Source organism: Hwanghaeella sp. (genome assembly GCF_965227365.1).
Taxonomy (GTDB): Bacteria; Pseudomonadota; Alphaproteobacteria; order UBA8366; family Aestuariispiraceae; genus Hwanghaeella.
In genome coordinates this window covers 1,615,768-1,642,336 of sequence record NZ_OZ245754.1, presented here as the reverse complement: position 1 = coordinate 1,642,336, position 26,569 = coordinate 1,615,768, and the positions used below count along the sequence as shown (strand labels likewise).

Below are 26,569 nucleotides of genomic sequence, written 5' to 3'. Positions count from 1 at the left end.
ACCGGCCTGAAAGCAGCTTTGACCGGGAAGAGGCCTGTTCCCGGTTCCCATTCCCGGGCCCCTCCCCTAACGTTTCCGGCGAAGGGGCCTCGCGGCAAACGACAAGATGAAGGCCCTGCATCCGGGAATGAGGAAAACGCGTGGATAGGTTCGATTACGTCATCGTGGGCGCCGGTTCCGCCGGCTGCGTGCTTGCCAACCGATTGAGCGAGGACGGCAAGCATACGGTCTGCCTGCTGGAAGCCGGACCGCCGGACTGGAACCCCTATATCCACATCCCCACCGGCTTCATGAAGCTGATGGATCACAAGACGCTGAACTGGCGCTACGAAACAGAACCGTCGGAATGGACCGGCGGCCGCGCCATCCCCGTCCCCCGCGGCAAGACGCTGGGCGGGTCCAGCTCGATCAACGGCAATGTCTATACCCGCGGCAACCGGGAGGATTACAACACCTGGGCCCAGTTCGGGAATCGCGGCTGGGGCTATGCCGATGTCCTGCCCTATTTCAAGCGCGCCGAAACCAAACTGAACGGCGACGGTACCGCCTTCCGGGGCGAGGAGACCTTCCGCGGCGACAAGGGTCCGCTGGTCGTCACCGACACGGATTGGAAACACGAACTGTGCGACGCCTTCATCGAAGGCTGCGTCTCGCAGGGCATTCCGAAGACGGACGACTATAACGGCCGCCATCAGGAAGGCGTCAGCTATACCCAGCGCACCATCCACAAGCGCCGCCGCATGTCCACCGCCCGTGCCTTCCTGAAACCCGCCAAGTCGCGCCCGAACCTGACCGTAATCACCGAGGCCCATGCCACCGGCCTGATCCTGGAAGGCAGGAAGGTCATGGGCGTGCGCTATTCCAAGGGCGGCCGCGGCGGATCCCCGCGCGAGGTCGGCGCGAACCGGGAAGTCATCCTGTCGGGCGGCGTCATCAACTCGCCGCAGCTGATGCTGCTGTCGGGCATCGGCGATCCGAAGCACCTTGACGAAATGGGCATTCCGCTGGCCCACGCCCTGCCTTCCGTCGGCATGAATCTGCGCGACCATTATGCGCCGCGCTTCAGCGCCAAGGTGAAGAATGTCCGCACCTTCAACCAGGACGCCCAGGGGATCGGCCTCATTCCCCAGGTTGCGCGATGGGTTTTGGGCAAGCCCGGCGTGCTCTCCGTTCCCGCGACCCAGGTCTATGCCTTCTGGCGGTCCGACCCGAAGGTCGCCAACAGCGACGTGCAACTGACCTTCGCGCCCGCCAGCTATGCGATGGGACGCCAGGCGACTTTGGACAAGTTCCCCGGCATGTCCATCGCCACCTGGCAGCAACGGCCGGACAGTTCCGGCTATGTGAAGCTGAAATCCGCCGACCCGTTCGACAAGCCGATCATCCAGCCGAATTATCTGGAGGAGGAATCCGACCGGCGCGTGCTGCTCGCCGGCATGAAACTGGCGCGCCGCGTGATGCACAGCGAACCGATGGCGCCCTATTTCCAGGAGGAGCTGTTCCCGGGCAGGGACGTCGTCAGCGATGATGAATTACTTGAATCTGTGAAAGGCCGCGGCACCACCACCTTCCACCCGGCCGGCACCTGCCGCATGGGCCCGGCGGAGAACAAGACGACGGTGGTCGACGATCACCTGCGGGTCCATGGCTTGGAAGGTCTGCGCGTCGTCGACGCCTCGATCATGCCGATGATGGTCAGCGCCAATCTGAACGCCGGCGTCATCATGATCGCGGAAAAGGCGTCGGACCTGATCCTCGGCAAACCCGCGCCGGAAGCGATCGTGGTGGCGGACTGAAACGGGGCCGGCGGGCAATCACTTCCTGCGCGATTTCAGGAAACCGAATGCCCCCAAGGCAACGATGAAAAGAGGCAGCGCCGCTGGCAAAGGAACAGGTGCCGCAAATCCCGAAAGCAAAGGTGTCGAACGCGAAGCGAGAAATAATCCGTTGCTGCCATCAGCGAAAAAGATACTGAGCGCAAGGGCGCCTTGATCGTTGAACGCGTTTAGGAGGAAAAAGAACCGGGAGACTTCGCGCAAGTCTCCGCCCCCCACATCCAACATATCACCCTGACGCAGCACGAGATCGATTTCGTCGTTCACACTGACAAAAATGCCCGAAACCGATGGCTGTGAATACGCGCTGTCGTTCAGAGAAGCGAAGAATGCGACGTCACCATTATTGTTCAGCGACGGCGCGCCAAAATCCAAGAAATTGAGGTTCGTTCCACTCGCTTGCTGACCTGTCCTAGCGAGCAATGTCAGGTCGTCGCCATCGGTCCTATATATCGCCTGATTGTCCAATATCCCAACCCCTGCTCCTTGCAGAAAGCTGGAAAACGCGACATCGCCGTTGTCGTTCAGGGACGGGGTGCCGCCAAAGCCGGAGAATACCGATCCGGTACCCGGGGCACTTTCACCACTACGCACCACCTCGCTTGTTGCACCGCCGTTGCTCCTGAATATGCCATGATCGGAGAGGGTTCCGCCCGCGGCCAGATCGCCTCTGAATGCAACACCGCCACTTTCATTCGCGGAAGGCGTACTGAAACCTAGGAAAACTTCGCCGGCACTGCCTGTGGCCTCGCCTGCTACGGCGACGGCGTTGGAACCGGAACCCGAACTCTTGAAAATTCCGCTGGCACCCGGGGCGACGCCGCCGCCATCGAATTTGCCGAGATACGTTACATCCCCACGACCATCAATGTTCAAGCCATCAAAGTCGGAGAATACCGCCCCGGTTCCTGGAGCACTATCACCCGTACGCGCGACCAGTTCCAATCCGTTACCGTCGGCCTTGAAAACACCGAGATCATTGGAGGAATTCACGCCAGCCCCATTCAAACGCGACAGAAACGTCACCTCTCCGTTATCGTTCAATGAGGCTCCACCAAAATCTCCAAAGGGGGATGCCGCGAGAGTGGTCCCGGTACCACCGACGGCCTCACCTTCACGCGCAACGACGCTTGTGCTCGCACCATTACTCTTGAAGATACCGAAATCGTTGGAACTATCGATGCCATCCCCTTGGATTTGTCCGACGAAGACGACTTCACCATTGTTGTTCAATGTTACTCCGCCTAAACGAGAGAAGATGCCCCCGGTGTCGGCCGCAGCGCCATTCTTCATCGCTATAGCGGTGAAATCATAGGTCGCACCCACCGCCGGGAATGCGCCCAACAATCATTAGCTGTTATTATTTTCAGTTATTACAACACAACAATAATTTTAAGATAAGGACCCTGAATAGCCCAAATTCTTGGATTAAGACTTCTGCGCTTCCCTCGACAGACCTAGACAATCTACGAACCCGCACTCGTGATCGGACGGGCTTGTCGCGCTAAAGCACTGCTATCAAATACATAATCGACATCATGACTAAGTCCATCTACTTTATTCGGGCAACAGCGGACTCGCGCTGGAAAAGATCGTCTTGGCGGACAACTGACGGTGGCTGATCAAGTGCCGTGATAAGCGCCGTTCTCGAACTGCTCGTAAAGCCTCTCGACGGTCCCGTCTTCGTGCATTTCCCGAAGACTTTCATTGAAAATTGACAAGAACCGTTTGTTTCCGGGCACCTTTCCCGAAAACCGCATGGAATAAGCCAGCGTCGAGAGCGGCCTTGGAGAATAGGTGATGACATCCCCCAGCACATCTCGGTACTGGGTGTTGTAAGTGTACATACCGGCGCGTTTATCCATGATGAAGACATCAAAACGCTTGGCAGCGAGCATCGGGAACAGCAGATGGGCCTCAGGAGCCAGAACCGACCGTACGCTGCCCTCGGCGACCGCTTGGCGGAATTCATCGCTGTAGTCGTATGAGAGAACGGTGCCGAACGCCAAGCCGTGCAGGTCCGGGAAATGCCGCCAGTTCAGGCGGAATTCCTTTCTGTGAAAGATGACATCCGTCCCTACATAGACCGGATCGCTGTAGAGATGTTCGATGCCTTTATCGGAGTGACGCGATCCGGTGACCGCCATCGCGTCCCAAGTACCGTCGTCAACGAATTTGACGGCGCGGGCCCAAGGAAGGAATTTGTACTTTACGTCGATCCCCTTGCGATTGAACGCTTCTTTGACAATGTCCAGAATGACGCCGCCATTCTTGTATTTTTCCGACAAAAAAGGTTCCCACTCACCCGTGGTGATCTTGATTTCCTCGGCCCGTGCGGAACAGGCCAATGCGATCAGAAGCAGAGCTATGATTGGCGCAAGGACGACTTGCAGCGAAAGGCTGTTGGTGTCACCACACCGAATTCGACAGCAACCCCAGCACACTGTCTCCACGAACATCTCCTTGTCCAACAGTCGTCCGGAAGGGAGTCCTTTAAATCAATGATACCTAATATTCCCTTGTTATCAAATTTTAGATAATTGGACCTGCCTTAAACGCCCCCCTCGGCGGGGCATGTGGTGGTTGCGGCCTAGGTCGTGATATCCGCCCCCTTTCAATCCTTATCGGGCGGCAGCAGCGGGATCAGCCGGGCGGGTGCGATGCCCCGCTTTTCGGCGCTGGCGCGCACCACCTGCCGCATGGTCGGGCTCTTTTCCAACAGGCGCCGGAAATCCGCCTCGTCCAGCACCAACAGGGTCGTGGGGGCGATCGCCTTCACCTCGATCCGCCGCTGACGCGGCATCAGCAGGGCCATCTGGCCGAACATCTCGCCGCGGCCCAGCCGGATCGGCGGCCCCGCACTGAACAACTCGACCGCGCCGGACGCGATGAAATAGACGCTCTTCACCGTGGAATCCTTGGCGATGATCGTCTCTTCCGCATTCACATAGCGTGTCGACAGCGCCTTGCAGAGCCGCTTGATCGCCTTTTCGTCCAGGTCCGCGAACAAGGGGAATTGCAGCACCAGGTCCTTGCCCTGCAGCGCCACATCCAAACGCGGGCGGCCTTCCACCTCACCCGCCCGGCTGCCGATCTCCTGGCTCAGCGAGGTATGCAATTCGGACCCGATCAACCCGTCGGCGCGCATTGCCTCGTATTCCCGCTCCTCAAGCCGCAGGGCGGTGCGGCGAATGAAGCGATGCTCCAGTTCCTCCGCATAACCGGGATATTGCAGCTTCAATCCTTCCAGCGCCGTCTCGACGGTTTCCAGCCGCCGCGCCAGAAGGTCGCGCAGCAGGTCCGCCACCCGGCGCCCGTGGATGCGCCGGATCCTGCCGTCGATGAAGCCGGTGAGGTCCCGCAGGATCAACCGGCGGGACAGCAGCACTTCGAACCGGTCGGCGGTCAGCCGGGCCAGCGGCGCCGTCAGGCCCACCATGTTGTGCAGCATCACGGCGATCCTGAACCGCTTGCCATAGCCGATATTGCGCCGCGCCGCCCGGCGATAGCCCAGCCGCCCGCCGGCCCGCGCGCCTTCGATCAACCGGTCCGCGTCGGCAAGCAGTTTCTGGGTCAAGCGCGACGGCAGTTTGTGTTCCCGCGCCCTGGCGATGATCAGGTCGCGTTCCGCCCCGGCCAGCGCGATCAGGCCCAGGGTGACCCGGTCCCGGTCCAGGATTTCCGTGCTCTTCTCCGCCTCCGCGACCGCCTCGTCCAGCCTTTCGGCAAAGCGTTTGGCTTCGGCGCGGACGATCTCGCGCGAGAGTTCGTAATTCTCCGTCGTCTTGGCCATGTCCTCGCGCACGGTCTGAAGCGCGACGGCGACGACCTGCTTGGAGAGCGCCACGTCCAGCGGCGACAATTGATCCAGGCCGAGCCAGCGCACGACCGACCGCAGGGTCGTCCCCTGAACGATCAGGGTGAACAGCGTAAAGCCCGTGGCCAGGATGCCGACCAGGCGCTTCACCTCGACCGGCACGCGGAAGCTTTCGGTCACGGCCAGCGCCAGGGCCAGGGTGACGGCGCCGCGCAACCCGCCCCACAGGATCGCCGCCCGGTAGGGCCGCTCGACCGCCGGGGAAACGCGCATGACGGTCAACAGCGGCAGCACGCCGTACAGGATGACGGCACGGGCGAAAAACGCGGCAAGGACGACGACGCCGACCAGCAGGATTTCCGTCAGCCGGACCTCTTCCAGCAGGCGCGGTATCAACAGCGCGGCGAGAATGAAGATCAGCGCGCCGGCCCAATGGGCCAGCATGTCCCAAATCTCGCGCAGGGCGGCCCAGCTTTGCGGCGACAGGCGGCCGGGCCCGGAGAGGTTCAAGGTCAGGCCGGCGACGACGACGGCAATCACGCCGGACGCGCCGACGCTTTGCTCCGCCACGATATAGGCCAGATAGGGCAACGCGACCGAGATCGAGATCTGCGCGTGCTCATAGCGGAAGAACATCGCCATGACCCAGATCGCCGCGCGCGCCATCGCCCAGCCGGTCACGACCCCGCCCAGGATCAGCAGCGGAAAGCGGGTCAGCGCATCCAGGAAGGTCGGGTCCGGTATGCCCAGCATGACGAAGCCCATGAACAGGCCGAACAGGGCAATAGCCGCCGCGTCATTCAGCAGGCTTTCCCCTTCGATGATGCGGGCCAGCCTTCGCGGCGCGGAGAGAGACCGGAAAATCGAGATGACCGCCGAGGGGTCCGTGGTCGATACGATCGCGCCGACCAGCAGACAGGCGACCAACGGCATCACGCTGGTCGCGGCCAGGGCGAAGCCCACCGATAGGGTCGCGACGACGACGGCGACGACCGCAAGCACCAGGATGGGCACCCAGTCGTCCACCATCCGGCGCAGGTCCATGCCCAGCGTGGCCTGGAACAGCAAGGTCGGCAGGAAGACATACAGGAAGACGTTGGATCGGATCGGCAGGCCCAGGATGGCTTCCGCCACAGGGTTCAGCGCATCGGTCAATTCCGTGCGCAGAAAAAAGGCCGCACCGGCGCCGATCAGGATGCCCAGCACCGCGAGGATCACGCTGTAGGGCAGTTTCAAACGCGCCGCCAAGGGCTCCGCCGCCCCGATCACCAGGAAGAAGGACGCGATAATCGTGGTGATCAGAACAATATCCATGCACGGTCCGTTCGGGGTTGCGGGTCGTCAGGTCGGGGTACCGGATGAAACGCGTCGGGCTGCCCGGCGCGGCGCCCGCCGGGATATAATATCAAATTGGCGCAATGGCATTAGGGAACAAGCGCGCCTTGGATAAAAAATCCAATGCATGATAGCCGGATTCCGCGCAGGGCCAGCGCGGTCATGCGAGGATGTTTGCCTTCACCGCATCGGGCCCGCTACGGTCTTCCCGGCCGACCGCGTCCCCAAGGACAAGGGCGGCGGCGCAAGATGGGAAAGGACGATCATTGGACGAAGGCAATTTCCGCAAGACCGTCCGGCTGCTTTATACCGGCCATAGCGAACGCGCCCGGCAGTTCCGCTATGGGCTGATCGGTTTCGATGCGCTGAGCATTCTCTATTTCATCGTCACATCGGCGATGCCTGTCACGCTGGTCATCACGATCATCAACGCGGTGCTCGGCGTGCTGATCACGCTGGATTTCGCGGCGCGCTTGTGGATCTCGGACAACCGGCGCAAGGAACTGACCCGGATCTATACGCTGGCCGATATCGTCGTCGTCGCCTCGCTGCTGCTCGCCCCCTTCTTCGCGCACAGCCTGGGCTTCCTGCGCATCCTGCGCGGGCTGCGGTTGATCCGCGCCTATCACCTGCTGCGCGATCTGCGTCAGGAAAGCCATTTCTTCCGCCGGCACGAGGACGCGATCCTGGCGGCGGTGAACCTGTTCGTCTTCATCTTTTTCACGACATCCCTGGTCTTCGTCCTCGCCTTCGAGGAACAGGACGGGCCGGCCGGTTATGTCGACGCGCTCTATTTCACCGTGGCGACGCTGACCACGACCGGTTTCGGCGACATCACCATGAGCACGACGGGCGGCAAGCTGCTGTCGGTTTTCATTATGGTCGTCGGCGTCGCGCTGTTCGTCCAACTGGCCCGCGCGATCTTCCAGCCCTCCAAGGTGAAGTACAAATGCCCAGGCTGCGGCCTGACCCGCCACGAACCCGACGCGGTCCATTGCAAGCATTGCGGCGAACCGATCAAGATCGAGACGGAAGGCGGCAACGGCGGGTAGGGTCGCTCCAAAAGGAAAGGCGTTTATATGCTTCGCAAACCCATCCCGGATTTGGAAGCTAACACCTGAGATTGAACATCTAGTTGGCGGCGGTACTATGATGCGTTGACTCTAGGTTGGGACTCTGCCCGATTCTCCTATCTTGAGAGGATTTAGCACCCGCTAATCCCAAGCGAAGGAGAGTACAGCATGCCCACTGGAATGGGCCTTGGGCTGGGTCTCGGAATGAACCGAGCGCCGCCCCAAGGTAAGAAGGCTTCTAGCGATATCCTCTGTGAAGCCATTTCAAAGAAGGTGCGGGTCACCGCGACATACGAAGGCGAGAACTTCACACTTGAGCCTTACGTGGTCTATGACTTAGGTGACCCGGCAGTAACCTATGTTGATGCGCGGATCGTCTCGACCTATGCCCCTCCGGGGAACAGGCCGCCAGCATTAGCCCCTATCGAGGTTTCCGCGCTTTCCAAGATTGCGCTGACAAGCGATGCCTTTGTAGTCCATCCCCGACTCAAGTCGCTTCTGGCTCGCTATGAAGGCGTCAAGTGCATCATCGACGCCGGTTAACGCCTGCAAGACCTCCTGAAGACGCCACTTCCCCATGTCGTTGCCCTTCAGGAGGTCTAGGGTTTCATAACCGTTGACGCCGATCTACTCATGAAAGAGCGGAGCGTGTATCCGGTCACGAAGTTGTTCAATGTTCATTTACAAAAACCCCGGATCATTTGTCCGGGGTTTCCTTCTTAGGTTGCTGTTTCGCTATGCACCTGAGACGATCCTCAAACGCTTTTTCATCTTCGTCTGTGGCCAGTTCGCGGGCCTTGTCGATGAACTTCTGAGATTGTTTAGTTCGGTTGATGTCTTGCCCATGTTTGTAACCTAGCTATGGCCTTAAAGCACATATTCTCAGATGAATCCGGTTGCTTCACTTTCAAGCGCGCCAACGGCGCGTCTACGTATTTCATGGTTTGTACTGCCACAATGGACCGATGCGACGTTGGTCACGAATTGCTGGACCTGAAGCGGGAACTTGCACATGACGGTACACTAACAAGGGACGCCTTCCACGCTACGACAGACTCACCAGCCATAAGAGATCGTGTGTTTAGCATCATTGAAAATCACAATATGCGTGTTGACGTTACAATTCTGGAAAAGTCGAAAGCCCAGCCCCAAACCCGCAGAGACGAGCCCACCTTCTACAAATACGCTTGGTACTATCATTTTCGACATGTTGGCCCCCAACTAGTACAGGTTGGCGACGAATTAGCTATTTGTGCTGCCGCCCTGCGCACGAATAAGGGCAAGGCATCGTTCAAGGCCGCCGTTAACGATGTTGCCCAACAGGTAATCCGCCAGAACGTTTGGTCTGTCTCATTCCCAGAAGCGGCTACAGACCCGTGTCTACAGGTTGCTGACTATTGTGCTTGGGCGATCCAGCGCAAATGGGAGAGGGGCGATGATTCCGCTTACAACCGCATATCTGCAAAAATCAATACTGAGTTCGATCTTTGGGCGGCGGGGACACACCACTACTACTAAAAAAAAGTGACCCGCAATCTTGACTATCTGTCTCCAGAGATGCCCAGGGGCACTTTCGTCAAGCAAGGGTCACACACGTGATATATGGGGCGATTTACTGAATCCGTCAAGATTTTAGACGCTTTTTCAGCAGCGCCCCTCGTACGTAAGACGCTTACCTTTAATGCCCATCAGCGCCTTATCCATTCGTACCGTGTCGAACACTTCCAACGCCGCCCCTATTCCGCGGGGTCGACGACGGACCAGCGGTCCTTGTCCGGCTCGTCGTAGATCGTCGCTTCGAAGGCGCGCAGGCGCTTATAGACCGACATCAATTCGACGATGATGGTCCAGCTGTGAACCAGGAACTGGAACGAGCTTTCGACCCGGCCGAAGGCGCGGACGATCTGCTGCATCACCCCCAGCGTGATCGCGCCGGAAACGATGGTCGGCGCCAGGGCGATATAGGGCACCAGCACGCCGAATTGCAGATAGGACCATTTGGCGACATCGAAATACATGTAGTGGAAGAACAGGCGGAAATAGTTCCGGCGCACATTGCGGAACAGTTCCATCACGGTCGGCGGTTCGGCCCGGTCCTCGTGGTCCTCACCATAGACCAGTTCCTTGCGATAGGCGGCCTCGACCTTCTGGTTGTTGAATTCCAGGCCCGGCAGTTTGACGCCGACCGCCGCCAGCACCACGGTCCCGAACAGGGCGAAGAGGACCGCCACATAGACCAGGGCATGGTCGAGCTCGCCGATGATCGGCACCTCCGTCACCTGTTTCGACAGGGTCCAGAGGATCGGCAGGAAGGCGACCAGCGTCATCAGCGAGTCGAGCAGGCGGCTGCCCAGCGATTCCATGATATTGGCGAAGCGGCGTGTGTCTTCCTGGACGCGCTGGCTGGCCCCTTCGATATGGCGCAGCTTCTCCCAATGCGACATGTAGAAATTGTTCATCGCCTGGCGCCAGCGGAAGGTCCAGTGCTTGGTGAAAAAGCCGAGGAAGACGGCGACGACAATATAGATCCCGGCGATCTGTCCGAAGGTCAGCAGAAAGCCGTAGAATTCCGGCAGGGTGACCGTCCCCGGTTCACCGAGCGCCTTCTGCACCAGATCGTAGAAGCCGCCGAACCATTCGTTGATCCTGACATCCAGTTGAACCTGATACCAGGTCCCGCCGAAGATGATGGCCATGCCGCCCCAGGCCCATAGGGCCCATTCCCGGGACAGGAAAAAGGATCTGAACATGTCGCCTCGCTGTTATCGTTCGATCTGACGCCGGGCCGCATGCCTGCGCCCCTCGGGGCCGGCCATGCACTTGCGTAAATTGGTCCATCCTGTGCCTAGAGCAAGCCCGGGCGCAGGTCCAGTGCGCAGGCGGGTGATTTCGCCGTCCCGACGCCGGCGGCCGACCATAGCGGTGCGTTCAAAGCCTTTTCCCAAACCCGATGATTTGAGAGGCAACAGCATTTATGTTACCTTGCGGTATCAATTCACATCGGATGCCCGAAATCGGTTGCCCGGAAATGTCTGGTTTTTTCGAATTTGCGGTATGGTAATACTAGAATGATGCTGATATCAGGCGCGCCGAAATTCATATTGAACAAAATTGATTTCCATGACCCGTGATAAAATCGGCGGCGCCAAGCGCGCCGCGAGCGGACTGTTGCCGCCCGGTGCCGACGACAGATTGCTCACATTCCTGGAAGCCTGGATGGGCGCCCGCAGGGGCCGCCTGGTGCCGAACAAGCAGGACTTCGACCCGTTCGAAGTACCGACCCTGCTGCGCTTCACCTGGCTCTATCGCTTCGACCCGGTCTTGGACGACTTCGCGTGCCTGCTGGCCGGGGAGGACGTGAACCGGGCCTGGGGCGCCCCGATCAAGGGTAAGACTTTACGCCAGATCGTTGGGGAAACCGACCATCCCATCGTGCTGCAACGGTGGCGCGCGATCATCGACACGCCGCTGGTGCAATACGGCGCCAAGGACGAAAAGCTTTCCAATCAAGACCTGTGGCGGGCGGAACGCCTGTTGATGCCCCTCGCCTCCTCCGAAGAGTGCCGCGACCATGTCATCGGAGTCAGTCTCTACCGGCTCGCGGCGCGGGAAGAAGCGCGCGCGCCTTTGATCTCGGAAGATATCAGCCAGATCCTCTGCAAGGATATCTGACGCAGGTCGCGGACCTCACCCCCGGGCCGCGTAGTCCCTCGCCGCCCCGACCAGAGCCCCGAACAGCCGCCGGTGGGCGCGCCGGTAGAACAGGAATTCCGGGTGCCACTGCACCCCGACCCGGAAGGCCTCTCCCTGATGTTCGGTCGCCTGGACGATCCCGAATTCGTCACGCGCCGCGACCGCGAAACCGTCACCCAGACGGTCGACCGATTGATGGTGAAGCGCGTTCACCGTCACCGTTCCCTTGCCGATGATGGATTCCAGCCGCGTACCCGGTTCCAGGGTCACGTGCTTGCGCGGCAGGGGCGTGTGGATCCGGGGGACTTCCTCGAAGGCGGTGTAGATGTCCTGATGCAGGTTTCCGCCGGCGAAGATGTTCAGCATCTGCGAACCCCGGCAGATCCCCAGGATCGGGATTTCGGTGCGCCACAAGGTTTCCAGGGCCGCGAGTTCCAGGGCGTCGCGGGCCGGGTCGATCCAGACATCCGGTACCGGTTCCGCGCCGTAAAGGGTGGCGCCGATATCGTCGCCGCCGCCGATCACCAGCCCGTCCAGACCGGCAACGACCGCCGGATCGAACCGGGCATGCGGGGTTCTGGGCGCGGTGATCCGCACGGCGCGGGCGCCGTGCAGCCTGAGCGACAAGGCCGCGCAGAGCCAGGAGATCCGCCCGCGGCGGCGGCCGCCGGTTACGCCGATAACGGGCCGTCTCACAACTGCCTCCGCAATTCCCGGGACAGCGGGGTCCAATCGCTCGGGATCAGACGGGCATGGTTTTCCCGCCACAGGGCGGCGTAATGAGAGATCAGGTCCGGCCGCTCGGCCAGCCGTTCGACCGCCAACCAGCGGTCCCATTCCAGGGCCAGCGACCAGTCGGGCGAGTCGATCAAGGCGTTGGGAAGGCGGTAGTGATAGGTCGGCCGCTTGCGGATCTTCTGCCCCGGCAGCGCTGTCAGGATCCTGCCCTCGTCCAGATAGGCCAGGAAGGGCAGCATGTCCAACTCCCGGTTCCGGGTCGGGTTGTGCTCCAGATAGCCGTCGGTCAGGCCTTCCATATCGGGGCCGTAGGCCGGGTGCAGGATCATGTCGCACCAGTCGCTGGGAAAGCCGGAGGCGAAGAAGGTCAGGCGCCGGCTGGTATCGACCTGGATCTCCTCGCGCAGCCATTCGCGCAGCAGCACGAAGGACCGCAGCACCGCGAGCAGATAGTCGCTGTCATGCGACGGCAATTCAGGGTTCAACTGGGCGCCGAGCGCATAAAAGGGGCTGGTCAGCGTGCCTTGCGCGCCGGCCTGTCGCAGGGCCTCTCGCAGGTCGTCAATCGCATAGGCCTCGTCATACCGGATCGGCGGACAGGCGATTTCCATCGGGATCAGGGCCGCCCCCAAGTCACCCGCCAGGATACGCAGCGGGTTCGTCGGATCGCCCTCATGCAGCAGTTGCAGGTCCAGTTCGACCAGGAAGTCCCCGACATCCGTGCCGCGTACATGGATCTTGTGCTGGCTCGCGGCCTCCAGCTCGCCGCCGAACAGGTCGCGCACGATGCCGGCGCTGGTCATGGCGTCCAGGTCGGCGAATTCCAACTCGATGCCGATCCGGCGAACCTCGCCCTTCGGCGTGTTCGGTCGCGGCGGTGATGTCCAGACGGCGCTGATGACGGGCCCCTTTTTCTGCTGCGTTACGGGTTTGCTGCAATTCGTCCCCGAATACCTAAGGGCCGCGCTCCCTAAATCAAGAAAACTTCTCGACGAAGCGGCCGGGCTAGCCCTTTTTCACCTCGAACAGGGGGCGGGAGGATCGGACCGGCATGCGCGGCCGGTCCGGGTCGACTTCGGTCAACGGTTCCACCGCCTTCATCGTCTTTGCGCAGCGCCCGACAAGATCCTGGTAATCGCGGGTTCCCTCGCCTTTCCAGGCGATCTCCTCCTCCGTCACCGCGCGGATCCGGCGGGCCGGCATGCCGACGATCAGCGATCGGGGTTCGAAGATCTGCCCGGCGCGGACGAAGGCCATCGCGCCGACGATCGATTCCTCGCCGATCACCGCGCCGTCCATCACCACGCTGTTCATGCCGACCAGCGCGTTGCGTTTGACGGTACAGCCGTGCAGCACCGCGCCGTGGCCGATATGACCGTCCTCCTCGACCACCGTGTCGCCGTCGGGGAAGCCGTGCATGATGCAATTGTCCTGCAGGTTCGATCCCGTCTCCAGGATCAGCCGGCCGAAATCGCCCCGCATGCTGGCGCCGGGTCCGACATAAACGCCGGGGCCGACGATGGCGTCGCCGATCAGCACCGCGGTCGGATGCACGAAGGCGGTCGGATCGACGACCGGACGGATTCCGTCGATTTCGTAGACGAAGGCCATGCTCATCCTTTCAGGTGAGATGCTTGACCGGCCCGGATCGCCTGTCCGGACGGTTTTTACGGATAAAACGTGATACCAAAATTGAAAAATCCTGTCCAATCGCGTATCACGTTTTCAAGAACGGAAACAACCGGACCGAACCGGTCCGAAGCTTTGGGGGAAACGATCCGCATGTCCGCGACCGCATCTTACGAAACCATCCTTTTCGACATTGCCGACGGCGTGGCGACCGTGACGCTGAACCGGCCGGACAAGCTGAACAGCTTCACCGCCAACATGCGCGCCGAACTGCGCGACGCGCTCGGCCGGATCGAAGCCGACGCCGCGGTCCGCGCCATGGTGCTGACCGGCGCCGGCCGCGGTTTCTGCGCCGGCCAGGACCTGAACGACCGGGCCGTGAAACCCGGCGAAGCCCCGCCCGACACCGGCGCGACGCTGGACAAGGAATACAATCCGCTTATCCGCCGGATGCGGGCGCTGGAGGTTCCCATCATCGCCGCGGTGAACGGCGTCGCGGCCGGCGCCGGCGCCAATCTGGCGCTGAACTGCGACATCGTCATCGCCGCCAAATCGGCCAAGTTCATCCAGGCATTCTGTAAGATCGGCCTGATCCCCGATTGCGGCGGCACCTGGGTTCTACCGCGGCTGATCGGCCGCCAGCGCGCCCTGGGCCTGGCCCTGCTGGGCGATACGCTGCCCGCCGAAAAGGCCCTGGAATGGGGCATGATCTGGGACTGCGTGGAGGATGACGCCCTGGCCCAAACCGCCGGCGACATGGCCCGCCACCTGGCGACCCAGCCGACACGCGGGCTGGCCTATATCAAGCAGGCCTTCAATCAGTCGCCGAACCACACGCTGGATCAGCAGCTGGACCTGGAACGCGACCTGCAGCGTATGGCCGGTAAGACGGAGGATTTCCGCGAAGGCGTCACCGCCTTCCTGGAAAAGCGCAAACCCGCCTTCAAGGGGGCCTGAACCATGGCCGCACCGGACGGGCAGGCCCCCGACAAGACGCCGGAACAGATCGCCCAGGACGTCACCGACACCCTGCTGGCCGAAGACGCGGCAAGCCGGATGCTGGGGATCGAACTGCTGGAAGTCAGGCCCGGCTATGCCAGACTGGCGATGACGGTTCGCGCCGACATGCTGAACGGTTTCAAGATGATGCATGGCGGCCTCACCTTCACCCTGGCCGACAGCGCCTTCGCTTTCGCCTGCAACAGCCATAACAAGATGACCGTGGCGCAAAGCTGCGACGTCGATTTCACCAATGCGGCCAAGGAAGGCGACGTGCTGACCGCGGAATGCAGGGAAGCCTTCCTGCGCGGCCGGTCGGGCGTCTACGACGTTTCCGTGACCAATCAGGACGGCGTGGTCATCGCGCTGTTCCGAGGCAAGTCGCGCACGCTGGGCCAGCCGATCGTCCCCTCCCTTCCGCAAGCAGATGTCTAGAACGCCATGACCGTCACGCAACACGACCCGAACGACCTGGAGCCGATCGAAACCGCCAGCCGCGACGAGATCACCGCCCTTCAGATCGGCCGCATGAAGCGGTCCCTGACCCGCGCCTATCAGAACGTTCCGCACTACAAGTCGAAGTTCGACGCGCACGGCGTCCACCCCGACGATTTCCACACCCTCGACGACCTGAAGAAATTCCCCTTCACCACCAAGGAAGACCTGCGCGTCACCTATCCCTACGGCCTGTTCGCCAGCCCGATGCGCGACATCGTCCGCCTGCACGCGTCCAGCGGCACCACCGGCAAGCCGACCGTCGTCGCCTATACCAAGGGCGATATCGACGTCTGGGCCCAGGTCATGGCGCGGTCGATCCGCGCGGGCGGCGGCACGCCGAACGATATCGTCCATGTCTCCTACGGCTACGGTCTGTTCACCGGTGGTCTGGGCGCGCATTACGGCGCCGAACGCCTGGGCGCGACGGTCATTCCGATGTCCGGCGGCCAGACCGAAAAGCAGGTCCAGCTGATCCGCGATTTCCGCCCCACCATCATCATGGTGACGCCGAGCTACATGCTGGCGCTGGCCGATGAAATGGAACGCATCGGCCTGAGCCCGGAGGAGTGCTCGCTGGAAGTCGGCATCTTCGGCGCCGAACCCTGGACCGAGGAAATGCGCACCACCATCGAGGAACGCACCGGCATGCAGGCGGTGGACATCTACGGCCTGTCGGAAATCGTCGGCCCCGGCGTCTCGATGGAATGCATAGAGAGCAAGGACGGCCTGCATATCTGGGAAGACCATTTCTATCCGGAGATCATCAACCCGGATACGGGCGAACCCGCCGAAGACGGCGAGTTGGGTGAACTGGTCTTCACCACGCTTTCCAAGGAGGCGCAGCCGATCATCCGCTACCGCACCCGCGACCTGACGCGCCTGCTGCCTGGCACGGCGCGCAGCATGCGGCGGATGGAGAAGGTCACCGGCCGCACCGACGACATGCTGATCATTCGGGGCGTCAATGTCTTCCCCTCGCAAATCGAGGAACTGATCCTGAAAGACGACCGCCTGGCCCCGCATTATCAGTTGGAGGTGCACAAGGAAGGCCCGCTGGACAAGCTGACGGTCAATGTCGAAAGCCGCAAACCGGCCGACGAGGCCGCCGCCACGGCCATGTCCATGGACCTCGCCCACCATATCAAGAGCCTGGTCGGCGTCAGCGCCGCGGTTCAAATCAAGCCCGCAGGCGCGGTGGAACGGTCGATGGGCAAGGCCAAACGTGTGATCGACAACCGATAGAAAAGACGGACCCCGCCATGGCCGACACCGCCGACGACTTGCCCACGAGCCCCTATGACAGCAGCGCCGATCCGCTGGTCGCGCGCCTGCTGTCGGAAATGGAAATCCGCGGCAAGTCGATGATCGTGACCGTCTTCGGGGACGCCATCGTGCCCCATGGCGGGGCCATCTGGCTGGCCGACCTGATCCGCCTGATGGAGCCGTTCGGCGTCGGCGAACGGGTGGTACGCACGGCCGTCTATCGGTTGAGCCAGGACGCCTATTTCGACACCACCAAGGAAGGCCGCCGCAGTTTCTACGCATTGACGCCGCCGGCGCGTCTGATGTTCGAAGCCGCCGAGCGCCGCATCTATGCGGGCGATGCGGTCCCGTGGGACGAACAATGGCTGGTGCTGATCCTAACAGGCGCGTTAAGCCGCACCGAACGGGCCGCCGTCGTGAAGCAGCTTGGCTGGCAGGGCTTCGCCCAGGTCGGCCCCAACCTGCTGGTCAATCCGGTGCCGGTGCCGCGGGCGGTGGGACAGACGTTGGAAAGCCTGGGCGTCGCCGACAAGGTTCTGGAATGGCGCGCCGGCGGCGCACCGGGCATGCGGCAGGAAGCCCTGCACCAGATGGTTCGCGATGCCTGGCCGCTGGAGGAATTGCAGACGAAATACAGGAACTTTCTGTCCCTGTTCGGCCCGACCGCACTGGGGCTCGATACCAGCGAACCCCAGAAAACCGTCGGCGGATCCGGCGCGGCCGCCGAACGGGCCTTCGTGCTGCGCAGCCTTCTGGTCCATGCCTGGCGGCGGATCGTGCTGAACAGCCCGTCCCTGCCGCTGGAAATTCATCCCGATCCCGGCCTGGCTGCGGAAGCGACGGAACTGTACCAGACGCTTTACCTGAATCTCGCTGACGCGGCCGACGCCCATGTCGCTGCCGTGATGGAACAAGCGGAAGACGCGGTTCCGTCCAAGGATCATGTCCCTGCCCAGGCCCTGCAGGACCGGTTCGGCGGATTGCTTGCGACCTATCGCAAGACATTGAAGCAGAACCGCGTGCGCAAAGGCAGCAATGACGGCTGGGAATACTGGCAGCCGGGCTGAGTGACCGGGCGAGACTTCCTCCCTTCTCCAGCCACCGACCATACCCCAAAACGCATCGACACCCTGCGTCGATACATTCGCCCGCCCCATGGAATCCGCCGCTTCCTCTCGCCTTCCTTCCGGCGGGATCAGCGGCAGAAAAAAGTAAACTTTCGTTAATCATTGGATGTTATCCAGCGAGGCGAAAAGAGATGCAGGGAGTGGACATGCTCGATCAAGAATCCAACGCCTCGTCCGACACCACGGATCCCGCCCTGGCGCTGTTGACGGCACTGACGCAACGCGATCTGACCAAGACCTATAGCGGTGACACGGAGATTGGCCGCCTGGCATCGGAATTGGCGGAAATGCTGCGCGCGGATCTGTCATCCAACCTCGACCACAGCGTCAAGATCGCGATGGTCGCGAACGAGTCCTCCGTCGCCACCGCGCATATCCTGAAAGCGGCCCAGGCGATCGACTCCCAGGCGCAATCGATCGCCGCGGCGACCGAGGAAATGGTCGCTTCGGTCAATCAGATCAGCGAGACGAGCCGTCACGCGGCGGATGCCGCCGAAGAAATGCGGGCCTCCGTCGAGCACAGCAATACCGAGGCCGGCAACGCCGTACGCGCCATGGGCGACTTGGCGGAAACCGTGGCCGGGACGTCGGCGCAGGCACAGTCCCTGAGCGAAGCCTCCGAAGCAATTGGCTCCATCGTCGATACCATCGGCGCCATTGCCAAGCAGACCAACCTTCTGGCCCTGAATGCCACCATCGAGGCCGCCCGCGCCGGCGAAGCCGGCAAGGGCTTCGCGGTCGTCGCCGGCGAGGTCAAAAATCTCTCTCAGCAGACCGCTAACGCGACGGAGGAAATCCGCTCGCATATCGAGGGGCTGCAGAGTCAGATCAACGTCATCGTTTCCTCAATGAATGCCGGCACGGAAACCGTCGAACGCAGCAAGCAGATCATCGACACGCTGGGCGGCGATATGAACGCGGTCGGCGAAAAGGTCTCAACGGTAACGTCCAGGATGGCAGAGATCGCCGAGATCCTGGATCAGCAGACGGAAGCTTCGGCGGAAGTCGCGCAAGGGGTGACGGGCATCGCCGGCCGGACCGGCGACAATGTCAACCAGGTCGCGGCCCTGGCGGACGCCTTGGACAATGCCCAGCGCAGCGTTGCCCAGCAGTTGGGCAACTTCGCCAAGTTCGAAGCGGTCAACAAGGTCGTCAAACTGGCCAAGGCGGACCACGTGCTCTGGAAGAAGCGCCTGGTCGACATGTCCGTCGGGCGCACGTCCCTGTCGGAATCGGAACTGGCGGACCACAAATCCTGCCGCTTGGGCAAATGGTATTATGGCCCCGGTTCCCTGCCCTATCGCGAGCATTCCGCCTTCACACGTCTGGAAAACCCGCATGCCGCCGTGCACCAGAACGGGATCGAGGCGGCACGGTTGTTCAATGCGGGCAATCTGGACGGCGCCATGGACGCGATCGGTCGAATGGAGAAAGCGTCCGAAGACGTGCTGGCGCTGCTAGACGAACTCGACGCGGCCGGCCCCAAACTGCCGGCGGCCGGTTCCATCGGTTTCTAGGTGCAAGTCGGCGGGTTTCGGCCCGCCGCCCGTTTAGGCTGTTCCGGCGGCTTCCCGCAACTGCGCCTTCAGGCCAATCGCCGCCACGGCGAAGCCGCCATCCGAACCATCGATGAAATGCACGTGTTCGCTGTCCGTCAGACTGAACAGCAAGCAGGTCATCAAGGCGCTGTCCGTGCGATGCGTGCCATAGGCGACGAGCCCTTCCGCCCGCAACCGGCGCAGCACGTCTTCGATCTTGTCGGCATCCGCCGTCGGACAATCCAGGACCAGACGCAAGGTATCGTCAAAGCGGCGGTAGTCGGAATTGCTGCGCAATTCCTCCCGATAGACCGGCGCGTCATAACCGCCGGCCGACCTGTCGAATTTCTCCAGTAAGTATTGGATGAAACTCTGAACCAAAATCTTCAACAACCGGCGTTTGAACCCGGGTCCCTGCCCGTGCGTCGCCCGCGCTTCCGACACCAAACCGCGCGGCGGCCATTTGAATTTCATATTCTCGGCCGCGACCGGTCGGTTGCGTTCGATCTCGTACCCAAGCGTCGTGCTCAGATCATCGAGCACACGCCGGATGACCGCGGCGGCGGCATCGCGGTCCGCCGCCAGGGGATGCACCAGCATGGACAGCATCACACCATGACGTGATTTCAACGGTTCCCAACGGCAGGACAAGCCGTCCAGATCGGGCTCGTCATCATCCCCGGCGCCCGGAAACAGAAAACCCTGCCCGCCGTCATCCTGCTTGATCAACCGGTCGGCCACCGCACATCCGCCGCCGTTGAACATCGCCATGTGATTGCCCGGACTGAGGCGGAACTTCGCGACCAGCACGGTCGCATCGTGCGCACGGATCGACGACAGGGGAACCGCGCCGACCCGAAGGTCCAGGCCGAAACTAGCCTGGGCCAGATTCTTCGTCTTCAACAGGGCCGTGCGCACCGCCGGGATCCTCTCCACCGGCACCAGCAGTGTCGCCCCGTCACCGCCGAAGACATAGGGAATATCGATTTCCCCCATCACATTCAGCACGGCGGTGATGCACGCCGCGCCGATCATGTTCACATCCTTGTACCGGCCTTCTTCGATCGCCTTGGTCGACCCGCGGATATCGGCGATGACAACCGCCCAATCATCCGGCGCGGGTGTGAAGAGGCGCAAATCGTGAACCGAGGAAAAGTCATCGAAACTGGCCAGTGCCTCGTAGAATTCAAGTGATCTGGTCGTCACGGTTTCCGCCATCCTTTCCATGATCCCCGGGCAGGATCCGATTCAACGACAATGCGGACCATACCATATCGTCGTTCGTAACGGTCTACTGCGCAGCCTACGGCCAAGAATCGGAGATGGATCAACAAACAGGATCGTCGAACAGCCTTCCGCAAAAAGGCACTCAAAACCAATTTTGTGGAGATACAGAAACCCATTGCACCACATCATAACGGTGTTATTTTCACAGCTCTCCGGTTAACTTGCGTCCCGTCCCCAGCGGCGCGCAGAATGTCCATCGTCCGGTTTCCCCGCCGGACCGAGAAAGGAATGAAGATGTCCGCGGTCCTATACGAGAAAGACGGGCGCATCGCGCGAATAACGTTGAATCGGCCAGACGTACTGAATGCCATCGACGGCGACATGCCGCAGGAACTCGCCGATTGCGTGGCGCGGGCAAACGACGACCCCGGCATTCATGTCATCGTCCTCAGCGGCGCCGGGCGCGCCTTCTCGGCCGGCTACGACCTGACCGCCTATGCGCAGGAACCGGGCGGCAATGACGTGACCCAGGAAATGCCCTGGGATCCCATGAAGGATTACGCCTTCATGATGCGTAACACCGAATTGTTCATGTCCCTGTGGCGCAGTTACCGGCCCGTCGTATGCAAGATCCACGGTTTTGCCGTCGCGGGCGGTTCGGATATCGCGCTGTGCTCGGACCTGATCGTCATGGCCGATGATGCTCAGATCGGCTACATGCCGGTGCGCGTCTGGGGATGCCCGACAACCGCGATGTGGGTGTACCGGCTGGGCCCGGAACAGGCGAAGCGCCTGCTTTTCACCGGCGACAAGATCGACGGAAAGGAAGCGGCGCGCATCGGCCTCGTGCACAAATCGGTGCCCGTCGAGGAGCTGGACAAGGAAGTCGAGGACCTCGCGGAACGAATGTGTTCGGTCCCGGTCAATCAGCTGATGATGCAGAAAATGGTCATCAATCAGGCGATCGAGGCTATGGGGCTGACCAATACGCAACGACTCGCTACAATCCTGGACGGAATAACCCGCCATTCGCCGGAAGGCATCAATTTCAAAAGGCGGGCCGAGGAAATGACCTGGAAGCATGCGGTCCGGGAACGCGATCAAGGCACTTACGACTGGACCGCGGACCGGCCGATCAATGCCCCTAAATAGAGGCGTAGAATGCCGAGACAAAGAGCACAGCAGCCGAAGGATCAGCCCCAAGAACGGTCGGATGCTTTGCGCGAGGAACGGCGCTCGGCAATCATAGAGGCGGCCAAACGGGTCTTTACGCGGGAAGGCCTGGACAAGACATCGATGCGAACCGTCGCGGCGGAAGCCGGCTGCACCACGGGCGCGATCTACCCCTACTTTCACGGCAAGGAAGAGATCTATGGCGCCGTCCTCGCCGAATCCCTGGACGCCCTGCAGGATCACATTCGGACATGCGTGGAGAATGCCGGCGCGCCGCGGGCCAGGGCGCGGGCGGGGCTGAGTGCCTTTCACGACTATTACAGGGACAGGCACGACGAGTTGGCCCTGGGCTTGTATCTGTTCCAGGGGCTTGGCCCGAAGGGGTTGAACAAGGAATTGGACCGCGCCTTGAACGCAAAACTGGCGGATCTGTTCGCCATGTTGACGGAAGAGTGCCGCAACGCCGGCATAACCGACCCGGCATCGACGGCCGGCAGAGGGATCGCGCAGGCCATCGGGTCGCTCATCCTGGAACGGACCGGGCGGATCAAGCTGATCGGTCAGTCGAGCCCCCACCTGATGCAAGCCTTTCTGGACCGCGAATTCGCCGACGGCTGAGGCGCGTTCCGGCAAACGGGCCTCCCGTCAATCAAGGATTGCGCGACAGGCGCGCAGTGCTTACCTCTCCTGCCGATGAACGCGACCACACGACAAGACGTCCGCAAGCTATTCGCCAATATTGTGGACTTATGGGAAGTACGGCGCCCCGGACCGGGCCTGCTGCCGTCGCGTGCCGATTTCGAGATGGCGGATTTCAAGCCCTGGCTCGGCTGGGTCAGCATCTATGACATCGACTACGGCGATGCGATCCGTTTCAAGATCCGTCTCGCCGGGACCCAGGTGACGCATATCGAACGGGCCAATAATACCGGCCGCTATCTGGACGAGGTGTTTCCCCCGGACAAGTATCCCGGAGTCTTCGAACCCTATTTCGAAGCCCTGGCGGAGAAGCAGCCGGTCTATCTACAGCGAACGGTGCCGACCCTGATGGGGTATCCGCAGGTTCTGTCCAAGCTGGTCCTGCCGGTTGCGGCGGACGGTCACCGGCCGGACAAATTCATCAATATCCTGCATTATTCCGATACTTTGGATCACGAAGAACTAGCGGAACCCCTGATTATCTAGGGTCATCCAGCACCGGGCGTCAGACCGCGGGCTGCTGTTGGGTAATGCAGTGAATGCCACCGCCGCCCTGCGACACGGTCGAAACGTCGACCTGCACGACCTCCCGGTCCGGGAAGGCGGCCGAGACCGCCTCCAACGCCGCCTCATCCTCGGGGATGCCGAAACATGGCATCACCACACCGCCATTCGCGATGTAGAAATTGACGTAGGAGCGGCAATAGCCCCAATCCCCCTGGCCTTGCCGTTTCAGCGGCGGCGCCTCGCGGATGTAGATCAACTCGATCGGCCTGCCCTCCGCATCGGTCTGACCTTCCAGCGCCCGGCGATTGGCTTCCGTCGTTTCGTATCCGGGCCCGGAAGCGACAGCGCTTTCCTCGAAAAGTACGACGCCCGGCCGCACGAAACAGGCGATACCGTCGACATGACCGTCGGTGCCGAATTCCGCCGTGTTGCCCGGCAGCCAGATCACCTTGCGAATACCCAGCGTCCTGGCGAATTCGGCTTCCGCATGGGCCCGGGTAATGCCCGGATTGCGGTTCTTGTTGAAGACGACCGTTTCCGTCGTCAGCATCGTGCCGGCCCCGTCGACCGCCAAGGCCCCGCCTTCCATGGCCAAGGCCGAGGTCGCGGCGGGCAGCCCGATATGATCAAGCAAGGCGCGGCCGAGCGCGGCATCCTTGTCGAATTCCGCGTTCGCGCCGCCCCAGCCGTTGAAGCGCCAGCACACACCGGCGACATCGCCCTCCGGCCGGCGCACGAAACTGGGCCCGGCATCGCGGAACCAGGCATCGTCCAGCGGCAGCTCGACGACGTCTATATCCTTGCCCAGCAGGTTGCGCGCCCGTCCCGCAGACTGTGGATTGGCGACGACGCGGACCGGTTCGAACCGGCGGATCGCCCGGGCGACGGCGGCGTATTCGGCCTCCACATCGGGCAGGATATCCTCCCACATCGCGTTGTCCGGCCAGGCCATCCAACAGCATTCGTGGCGTTCCCATTCCGCCGGCATTGAGGGCAATGAAGGCATCGGGGGCATTGAGGGGCCTCCTAATATGTGGCGCGCCCGCCTGACAGATCGAACACCGCGCCGGTCGAGAAGGTGCAGGCATCGGACAGCATCCACAGCACCATCTCGGCCGCCTCGTCCACCGTGCCGAGCCGTTTCAGCGGGCTCTTGTCGATCATGATCTGCACATGTTCCGCCGACATCTGGGCCAGGATCGGAGATTCGATTGCCGCCGGGGCCAGACTGTTCACCCGGATATCCGTCTGCGCCAATTCCTTGCCGAGAGACTTGGTGAACGCGATCACGCCTGCCTTGGCCGCACTATAGGCGGACGCGTTCGGCGTTCCCTCCTTGCCGGCAAGCGAGGCCATGTTGACGATGCGGCCCGTGCCCGTTTTCAGCATGATCGGCACCAGATTGCGGCATACCTCGTAGACCCCGACCAGGTTCACATCGACGATCTTACGCCACAGGGCCGGATCGTATTCCAGGACGGAGACTGCCGGTCCCGTGAAACCGGCGTTGTTTACCACCAGATCGACATGATCCAATCCGTCCGTGGCCGCCTTGACCAGGGCGGGGTCGCTGACATCCACCTTGGTGAACGAAACGCCGTCAAATTCCGGTGCGGCCATGTCCCAGACATGAACCGTGGCGCCCGCATCCCGCAGCCGTTCCGCAATCGCCCGGCCGATGCCGCTGGAACCGCCGGTGACGACGGCGGTCCTGCCCGAATAGTCGTATTGCGGCGCGCTCATAGGGTTTCCACCGCATAGGCGTTGCTGGTGGCGATCGCCTTGCGGATCGCCAGCGCCGGGGCATAGGTGTCGGAGTGATAGAACTCCTTCAGCTTTTCCATGCTCTCGAACTCGACGATGACATGGCGGCTCGGCAGGTAATCGCCTTCGAGCTGCTCGCAGGGATTGCCGCGGACCACAAACCGACCGCCGAAGGCGGCGATCGCGCCCGGCGTCATGGTTTTGTAAACCTCATACTTCTCCGGATCCCGTATTTCCGTGACATCGACGATCAACAGTGCCGCCATCGCCCCCTCCCTTTTCATGGTTAGCCGTTCGTTCGGCAAAGACTAGAGGCAATCCTTAACCGGCGAAACCGGCCAGGCCGCCGAATTCACGAACCGTCGCGAAAGAGTGCTCTTCCCCTGCGGACAGGCCGCCGCGATTGACCGGTTGGGCGAAGCGGGTACGATCCGGGCCGCTTCGAGAAAGGGCAGAGACCATGAAGAAAAACGCGCCGCTTGATCCGTCGACCCTGGCCGCCCAGGGCCTGGGCTGGGAGGACGAGGCAACCGGCGCGGTGATTCGCCCGGTCCATGTTTCCACCACCTTCGCGCGTGACGAAAACTACGACCTGCCCGACGCGCGGACCTATATCCGCGACGCCTCGCCGGCGCTGGATCAGGCCGAAGCCATGATCGCCGCGCTGGAGGGGGCGGAGGACGCGATGGTCTTTTCCTCCGGTCTGGCCGCCTGCATGGCGCCCTTCCATGCGCTGAAACCAGGCGACCGGGTGGTGGTGCAAAGCGGTATCTATTTCGGGGTTCCCACCTGGCTCGCCGAATTCGGGGAGGCCCATGGCCTGACATCGGTCTTCGTGCCGTCGGGCGACGAGGCGGCCCTGCTGGCGGCGATCGCCGCGGCGCCGACCGCGCTCACCTGGATCGAAAACCCGTCCAACCCGGACCTGCACCTGACCGATATCGCCGCTGTCGCCGAGGCGACCCACAAGGCGGGCGGCGTGCTTTGCGTCGATTCCACGACGGCGACGCCGGTGCATTGCCGGCCGATCGAATTCGGCGCCGATATCGTCGTGCATTCGGCGACCAAGTATCTGAACGGACATTCCGACGTCCTGGCCGGCGCGCTGGCGGTGCGCGCAAAAACGGATTTCTGGGAACGGATCCGCAAGCACCGCTACCTGACCGGTCCGCAGCCGGGCGGGTTCGATCTGTTCCTGCTGGTCCGCGGCATGCGCACGCTGTTCGTGCGGGTGGAACGGCAATCGGCGAACGCGCTGAAGATCGCTGAATTCCTGGAGGCACATCCGGCGGTGACGCGGGTGAACTATCCGGGCCTGAAAAGCCATCCGCGCCACGCGCTAGCCGAGCGGCAGATGCAGGGCGGCTTCGGCGGGCTGCTGAGCTTCCATACCGCGGGCGGCGCGGCGGGCGCGCTCGGCGTCGCCAAACGGGTTCAACTGATCAAGCGGGCGACCTCGCTGGGCGGGGTGGAGACGCTGATCGAGCATCGCCGCTCGGTCGAACCGCCGGACAGCCCGGTCGCCGACGACCTGCTGCGCCTGTCCGTCGGAATCGAAAGCGCGGAGGATCTGATCGCCGACCTGAAACAGGCGCTGGACGCAGCGGGCTGATGACCTAGTTTGCCATAACGACGACGCATACATGCAGAACCC

General features: G+C 61.9%; 25 protein-coding genes. 14 read left to right on the top strand and 11 right to left on the bottom strand.

Features of this window, described 5'->3' with window-relative positions; all coding sequences use genetic code 11:
• Nucleotides 1-140 precede the first annotated feature (140 nt).
• Nucleotides 141-1,796, top strand: a complete 1,656-nt coding sequence (locus tag ACQK2G_RS07275) for a GMC family oxidoreductase (RefSeq protein ID WP_425404362.1) — start codon at nt 141-143, stop codon at nt 1,794-1,796.
• An 18-nt stretch (nt 1,797-1,814) separates the two neighbouring features.
• On the opposite strand, the gene ACQK2G_RS07270 is transcribed toward ACQK2G_RS07275, so the two are convergent.
• From ACQK2G_RS07270 to ACQK2G_RS07260, 3 genes are all read right to left on the bottom strand, one after another.
• Nucleotides 1,815-3,161 carry a DUF7453 family protein gene (locus tag ACQK2G_RS07270; protein ID WP_425404361.1) on the bottom strand — a complete coding sequence of 449 codons (1,347 nt, stop codon included), beginning with the start codon at nt 3,159-3,161 and terminating at the stop codon, nt 1,815-1,817.
• Nucleotides 3,162-3,457: 296 nt separating this feature from the next.
• Nucleotides 3,458-4,288, bottom strand: coding sequence for a substrate-binding periplasmic protein (locus tag ACQK2G_RS07265; RefSeq protein WP_425404360.1), 831 nt, complete (start codon nt 4,286-4,288; stop codon nt 3,458-3,460).
• Nucleotides 4,289-4,449: 161 nt separating this feature from the next.
• Nucleotides 4,450-6,966, bottom strand: a complete 2,517-nt coding sequence (locus ACQK2G_RS07260; protein ID WP_425404359.1) for a cation:proton antiporter — start codon at nt 6,964-6,966, stop codon at nt 4,450-4,452.
• 287 nt (nt 6,967-7,253) lie between these two features.
• On the opposite strand from ACQK2G_RS07260, the gene ACQK2G_RS07255 reads away from it, so the two are divergent.
• The 3 genes from ACQK2G_RS07255 to ACQK2G_RS07245 all read left to right on the top strand — a co-directional run bounded on the left by ACQK2G_RS07255 (nt 7,254) and on the right by ACQK2G_RS07245 (nt 9,578).
• Complete coding sequence (locus ACQK2G_RS07255; protein ID WP_425404358.1) at nt 7,254-8,039, top strand: potassium channel family protein; 786 nt, start codon at nt 7,254-7,256, stop codon at nt 8,037-8,039.
• A gap of 189 nt (nt 8,040-8,228) precedes the next feature.
• Nucleotides 8,229-8,603 carry a hypothetical protein gene (locus tag ACQK2G_RS07250; RefSeq protein WP_425404357.1) on the top strand — a complete coding sequence of 125 codons (375 nt, stop codon included), beginning with the start codon at nt 8,229-8,231 and terminating at the stop codon, nt 8,601-8,603.
• A 318-nt stretch (nt 8,604-8,921) separates the two neighbouring features.
• On the top strand, nt 8,922-9,578 hold the full coding sequence (locus ACQK2G_RS07245; RefSeq protein WP_425404356.1) for a DUF3800 domain-containing protein: 657 nt from the start codon (nt 8,922-8,924) through the stop codon (nt 9,576-9,578).
• Between the two features lie 218 nt (nt 9,579-9,796).
• On the opposite strand, the gene sbmA is transcribed toward ACQK2G_RS07245, so the two are convergent.
• Nucleotides 9,797-10,810 (bottom strand): peptide antibiotic transporter SbmA, encoded by a 1,014-nt coding sequence (sbmA, locus tag ACQK2G_RS07240; protein WP_425404355.1) that lies wholly within the window; start codon nt 10,808-10,810, stop codon nt 9,797-9,799.
• Nucleotides 10,811-11,180: 370 nt separating this feature from the next.
• On the opposite strand from sbmA, the gene ACQK2G_RS07235 reads away from it, so the two are divergent.
• The gene (locus tag ACQK2G_RS07235; RefSeq protein WP_425404354.1) at nt 11,181-11,732 is read left to right on the top strand and encodes a PAS domain-containing protein; all 552 of its coding nucleotides are present in this window, start codon (nt 11,181-11,183) and stop codon (nt 11,730-11,732) included.
• A gap of 15 nt (nt 11,733-11,747) precedes the next feature.
• Here the strand turns inward: ACQK2G_RS07235 and ACQK2G_RS07230 are convergent, their stop codons facing one another.
• The 3 genes from ACQK2G_RS07230 to ACQK2G_RS07220 all read right to left on the bottom strand — a co-directional run bounded on the left by ACQK2G_RS07230 (nt 11,748) and on the right by ACQK2G_RS07220 (nt 14,102).
• Nucleotides 11,748-12,449 carry a gamma-glutamyl-gamma-aminobutyrate hydrolase family protein gene (locus ACQK2G_RS07230; protein WP_425404353.1) on the bottom strand — a complete coding sequence of 234 codons (702 nt, stop codon included), beginning with the start codon at nt 12,447-12,449 and terminating at the stop codon, nt 11,748-11,750.
• On the bottom strand, nt 12,446-13,330 hold the full coding sequence (locus ACQK2G_RS07225) for an amidoligase family protein (RefSeq protein ID WP_425407624.1): 885 nt from the start codon (nt 13,328-13,330) through the stop codon (nt 12,446-12,448). The genes ACQK2G_RS07230 and ACQK2G_RS07225 overlap by 4 nt, the downstream gene beginning before the upstream one ends.
• A gap of 166 nt (nt 13,331-13,496) precedes the next feature.
• Entirely contained in the window at nt 13,497-14,102 is a 606-nt protein-coding gene (locus ACQK2G_RS07220) for a phenylacetic acid degradation protein PaaY (RefSeq protein ID WP_425404352.1), read from the bottom strand.
• Between the two features lie 171 nt (nt 14,103-14,273).
• On the opposite strand from ACQK2G_RS07220, the gene paaG reads away from it, so the two are divergent.
• The 5 genes from paaG to ACQK2G_RS07195 all read left to right on the top strand — a co-directional run bounded on the left by paaG (nt 14,274) and on the right by ACQK2G_RS07195 (nt 19,524).
• On the top strand, nt 14,274-15,077 hold the full coding sequence (gene paaG, locus ACQK2G_RS07215; protein WP_425404351.1) for a 2-(1,2-epoxy-1,2-dihydrophenyl)acetyl-CoA isomerase PaaG: 804 nt from the start codon (nt 14,274-14,276) through the stop codon (nt 15,075-15,077).
• Nucleotides 15,078-15,080: 3 nt separating this feature from the next.
• Nucleotides 15,081-15,554: a hydroxyphenylacetyl-CoA thioesterase PaaI gene (gene paaI, locus ACQK2G_RS07210; protein WP_425404350.1), complete on the top strand. Its 474-nt coding sequence runs from the start codon at nt 15,081-15,083 to the stop codon at nt 15,552-15,554.
• 6 nt (nt 15,555-15,560) lie between these two features.
• Nucleotides 15,561-16,859 (top strand): phenylacetate--CoA ligase PaaK, encoded by a 1,299-nt coding sequence (gene paaK / locus ACQK2G_RS07205; protein ID WP_425404349.1) that lies wholly within the window; start codon nt 15,561-15,563, stop codon nt 16,857-16,859.
• A 17-nt stretch (nt 16,860-16,876) separates the two neighbouring features.
• A complete protein-coding gene (locus ACQK2G_RS07200) occupies nt 16,877-17,947 on the top strand; it encodes a PaaX family transcriptional regulator (protein ID WP_425404348.1) in 1,071 nt (356 codons plus the stop codon).
• 206 nt (nt 17,948-18,153) lie between these two features.
• Entirely contained in the window at nt 18,154-19,524 is a 1,371-nt protein-coding gene (locus ACQK2G_RS07195; RefSeq protein ID WP_425404347.1) for a methyl-accepting chemotaxis protein, read from the top strand.
• A gap of 33 nt (nt 19,525-19,557) precedes the next feature.
• Here ACQK2G_RS07195 and ACQK2G_RS07190 read toward each other — a convergent pair whose 3' ends face one another.
• On the bottom strand, nt 19,558-20,751 hold the full coding sequence (locus tag ACQK2G_RS07190; RefSeq protein ID WP_425404346.1) for a DUF3095 domain-containing protein: 1,194 nt from the start codon (nt 20,749-20,751) through the stop codon (nt 19,558-19,560).
• 270 nt (nt 20,752-21,021) lie between these two features.
• Here ACQK2G_RS07190 and ACQK2G_RS07185 point away from each other — a divergent pair, with 270 nt between their 5' ends.
• The 3 genes from ACQK2G_RS07185 to ACQK2G_RS07175 all read left to right on the top strand — a co-directional run bounded on the left by ACQK2G_RS07185 (nt 21,022) and on the right by ACQK2G_RS07175 (nt 23,130).
• The gene (locus tag ACQK2G_RS07185) at nt 21,022-21,924 is read left to right on the top strand and encodes a crotonase/enoyl-CoA hydratase family protein (protein ID WP_425404345.1); all 903 of its coding nucleotides are present in this window, start codon (nt 21,022-21,024) and stop codon (nt 21,922-21,924) included.
• 9 nt (nt 21,925-21,933) lie between these two features.
• Nucleotides 21,934-22,563, top strand: a complete 630-nt coding sequence (locus ACQK2G_RS07180; protein ID WP_425404344.1) for a TetR/AcrR family transcriptional regulator — start codon at nt 21,934-21,936, stop codon at nt 22,561-22,563.
• Nucleotides 22,564-22,638: 75 nt separating this feature from the next.
• Nucleotides 22,639-23,130: a PAS domain-containing protein gene (locus tag ACQK2G_RS07175; RefSeq protein WP_425404343.1), complete on the top strand. Its 492-nt coding sequence runs from the start codon at nt 22,639-22,641 to the stop codon at nt 23,128-23,130.
• 19 nt (nt 23,131-23,149) lie between these two features.
• On the opposite strand, the gene ACQK2G_RS07170 is transcribed toward ACQK2G_RS07175, so the two are convergent.
• The 3 genes from ACQK2G_RS07170 to ACQK2G_RS07160 are packed head-to-tail and all read right to left on the bottom strand — an operon-like array spanning nt 23,150 to nt 25,181.
• Complete coding sequence (locus tag ACQK2G_RS07170; RefSeq protein ID WP_425407623.1) at nt 23,150-24,139, bottom strand: agmatine deiminase family protein; 990 nt, start codon at nt 24,137-24,139, stop codon at nt 23,150-23,152.
• Nucleotides 24,140-24,177: 38 nt separating this feature from the next.
• Nucleotides 24,178-24,894 carry an SDR family NAD(P)-dependent oxidoreductase gene (locus tag ACQK2G_RS07165; RefSeq protein ID WP_425404342.1) on the bottom strand — a complete coding sequence of 239 codons (717 nt, stop codon included), beginning with the start codon at nt 24,892-24,894 and terminating at the stop codon, nt 24,178-24,180.
• Nucleotides 24,891-25,181, bottom strand: a complete 291-nt coding sequence (locus tag ACQK2G_RS07160) for a DUF1330 domain-containing protein (protein WP_425404341.1) — start codon at nt 25,179-25,181, stop codon at nt 24,891-24,893. Before ACQK2G_RS07160 ends, ACQK2G_RS07165 begins: the two co-directional genes overlap by 4 nt.
• Nucleotides 25,182-25,375: 194 nt before the next feature.
• Here ACQK2G_RS07160 and ACQK2G_RS07155 point away from each other — a divergent pair, with 194 nt between their 5' ends.
• Complete coding sequence (locus ACQK2G_RS07155) at nt 25,376-26,527, top strand: trans-sulfuration enzyme family protein (protein ID WP_425404340.1); 1,152 nt, start codon at nt 25,376-25,378, stop codon at nt 26,525-26,527.
• Nucleotides 26,528-26,569: the final 42 nt, after the last annotated feature.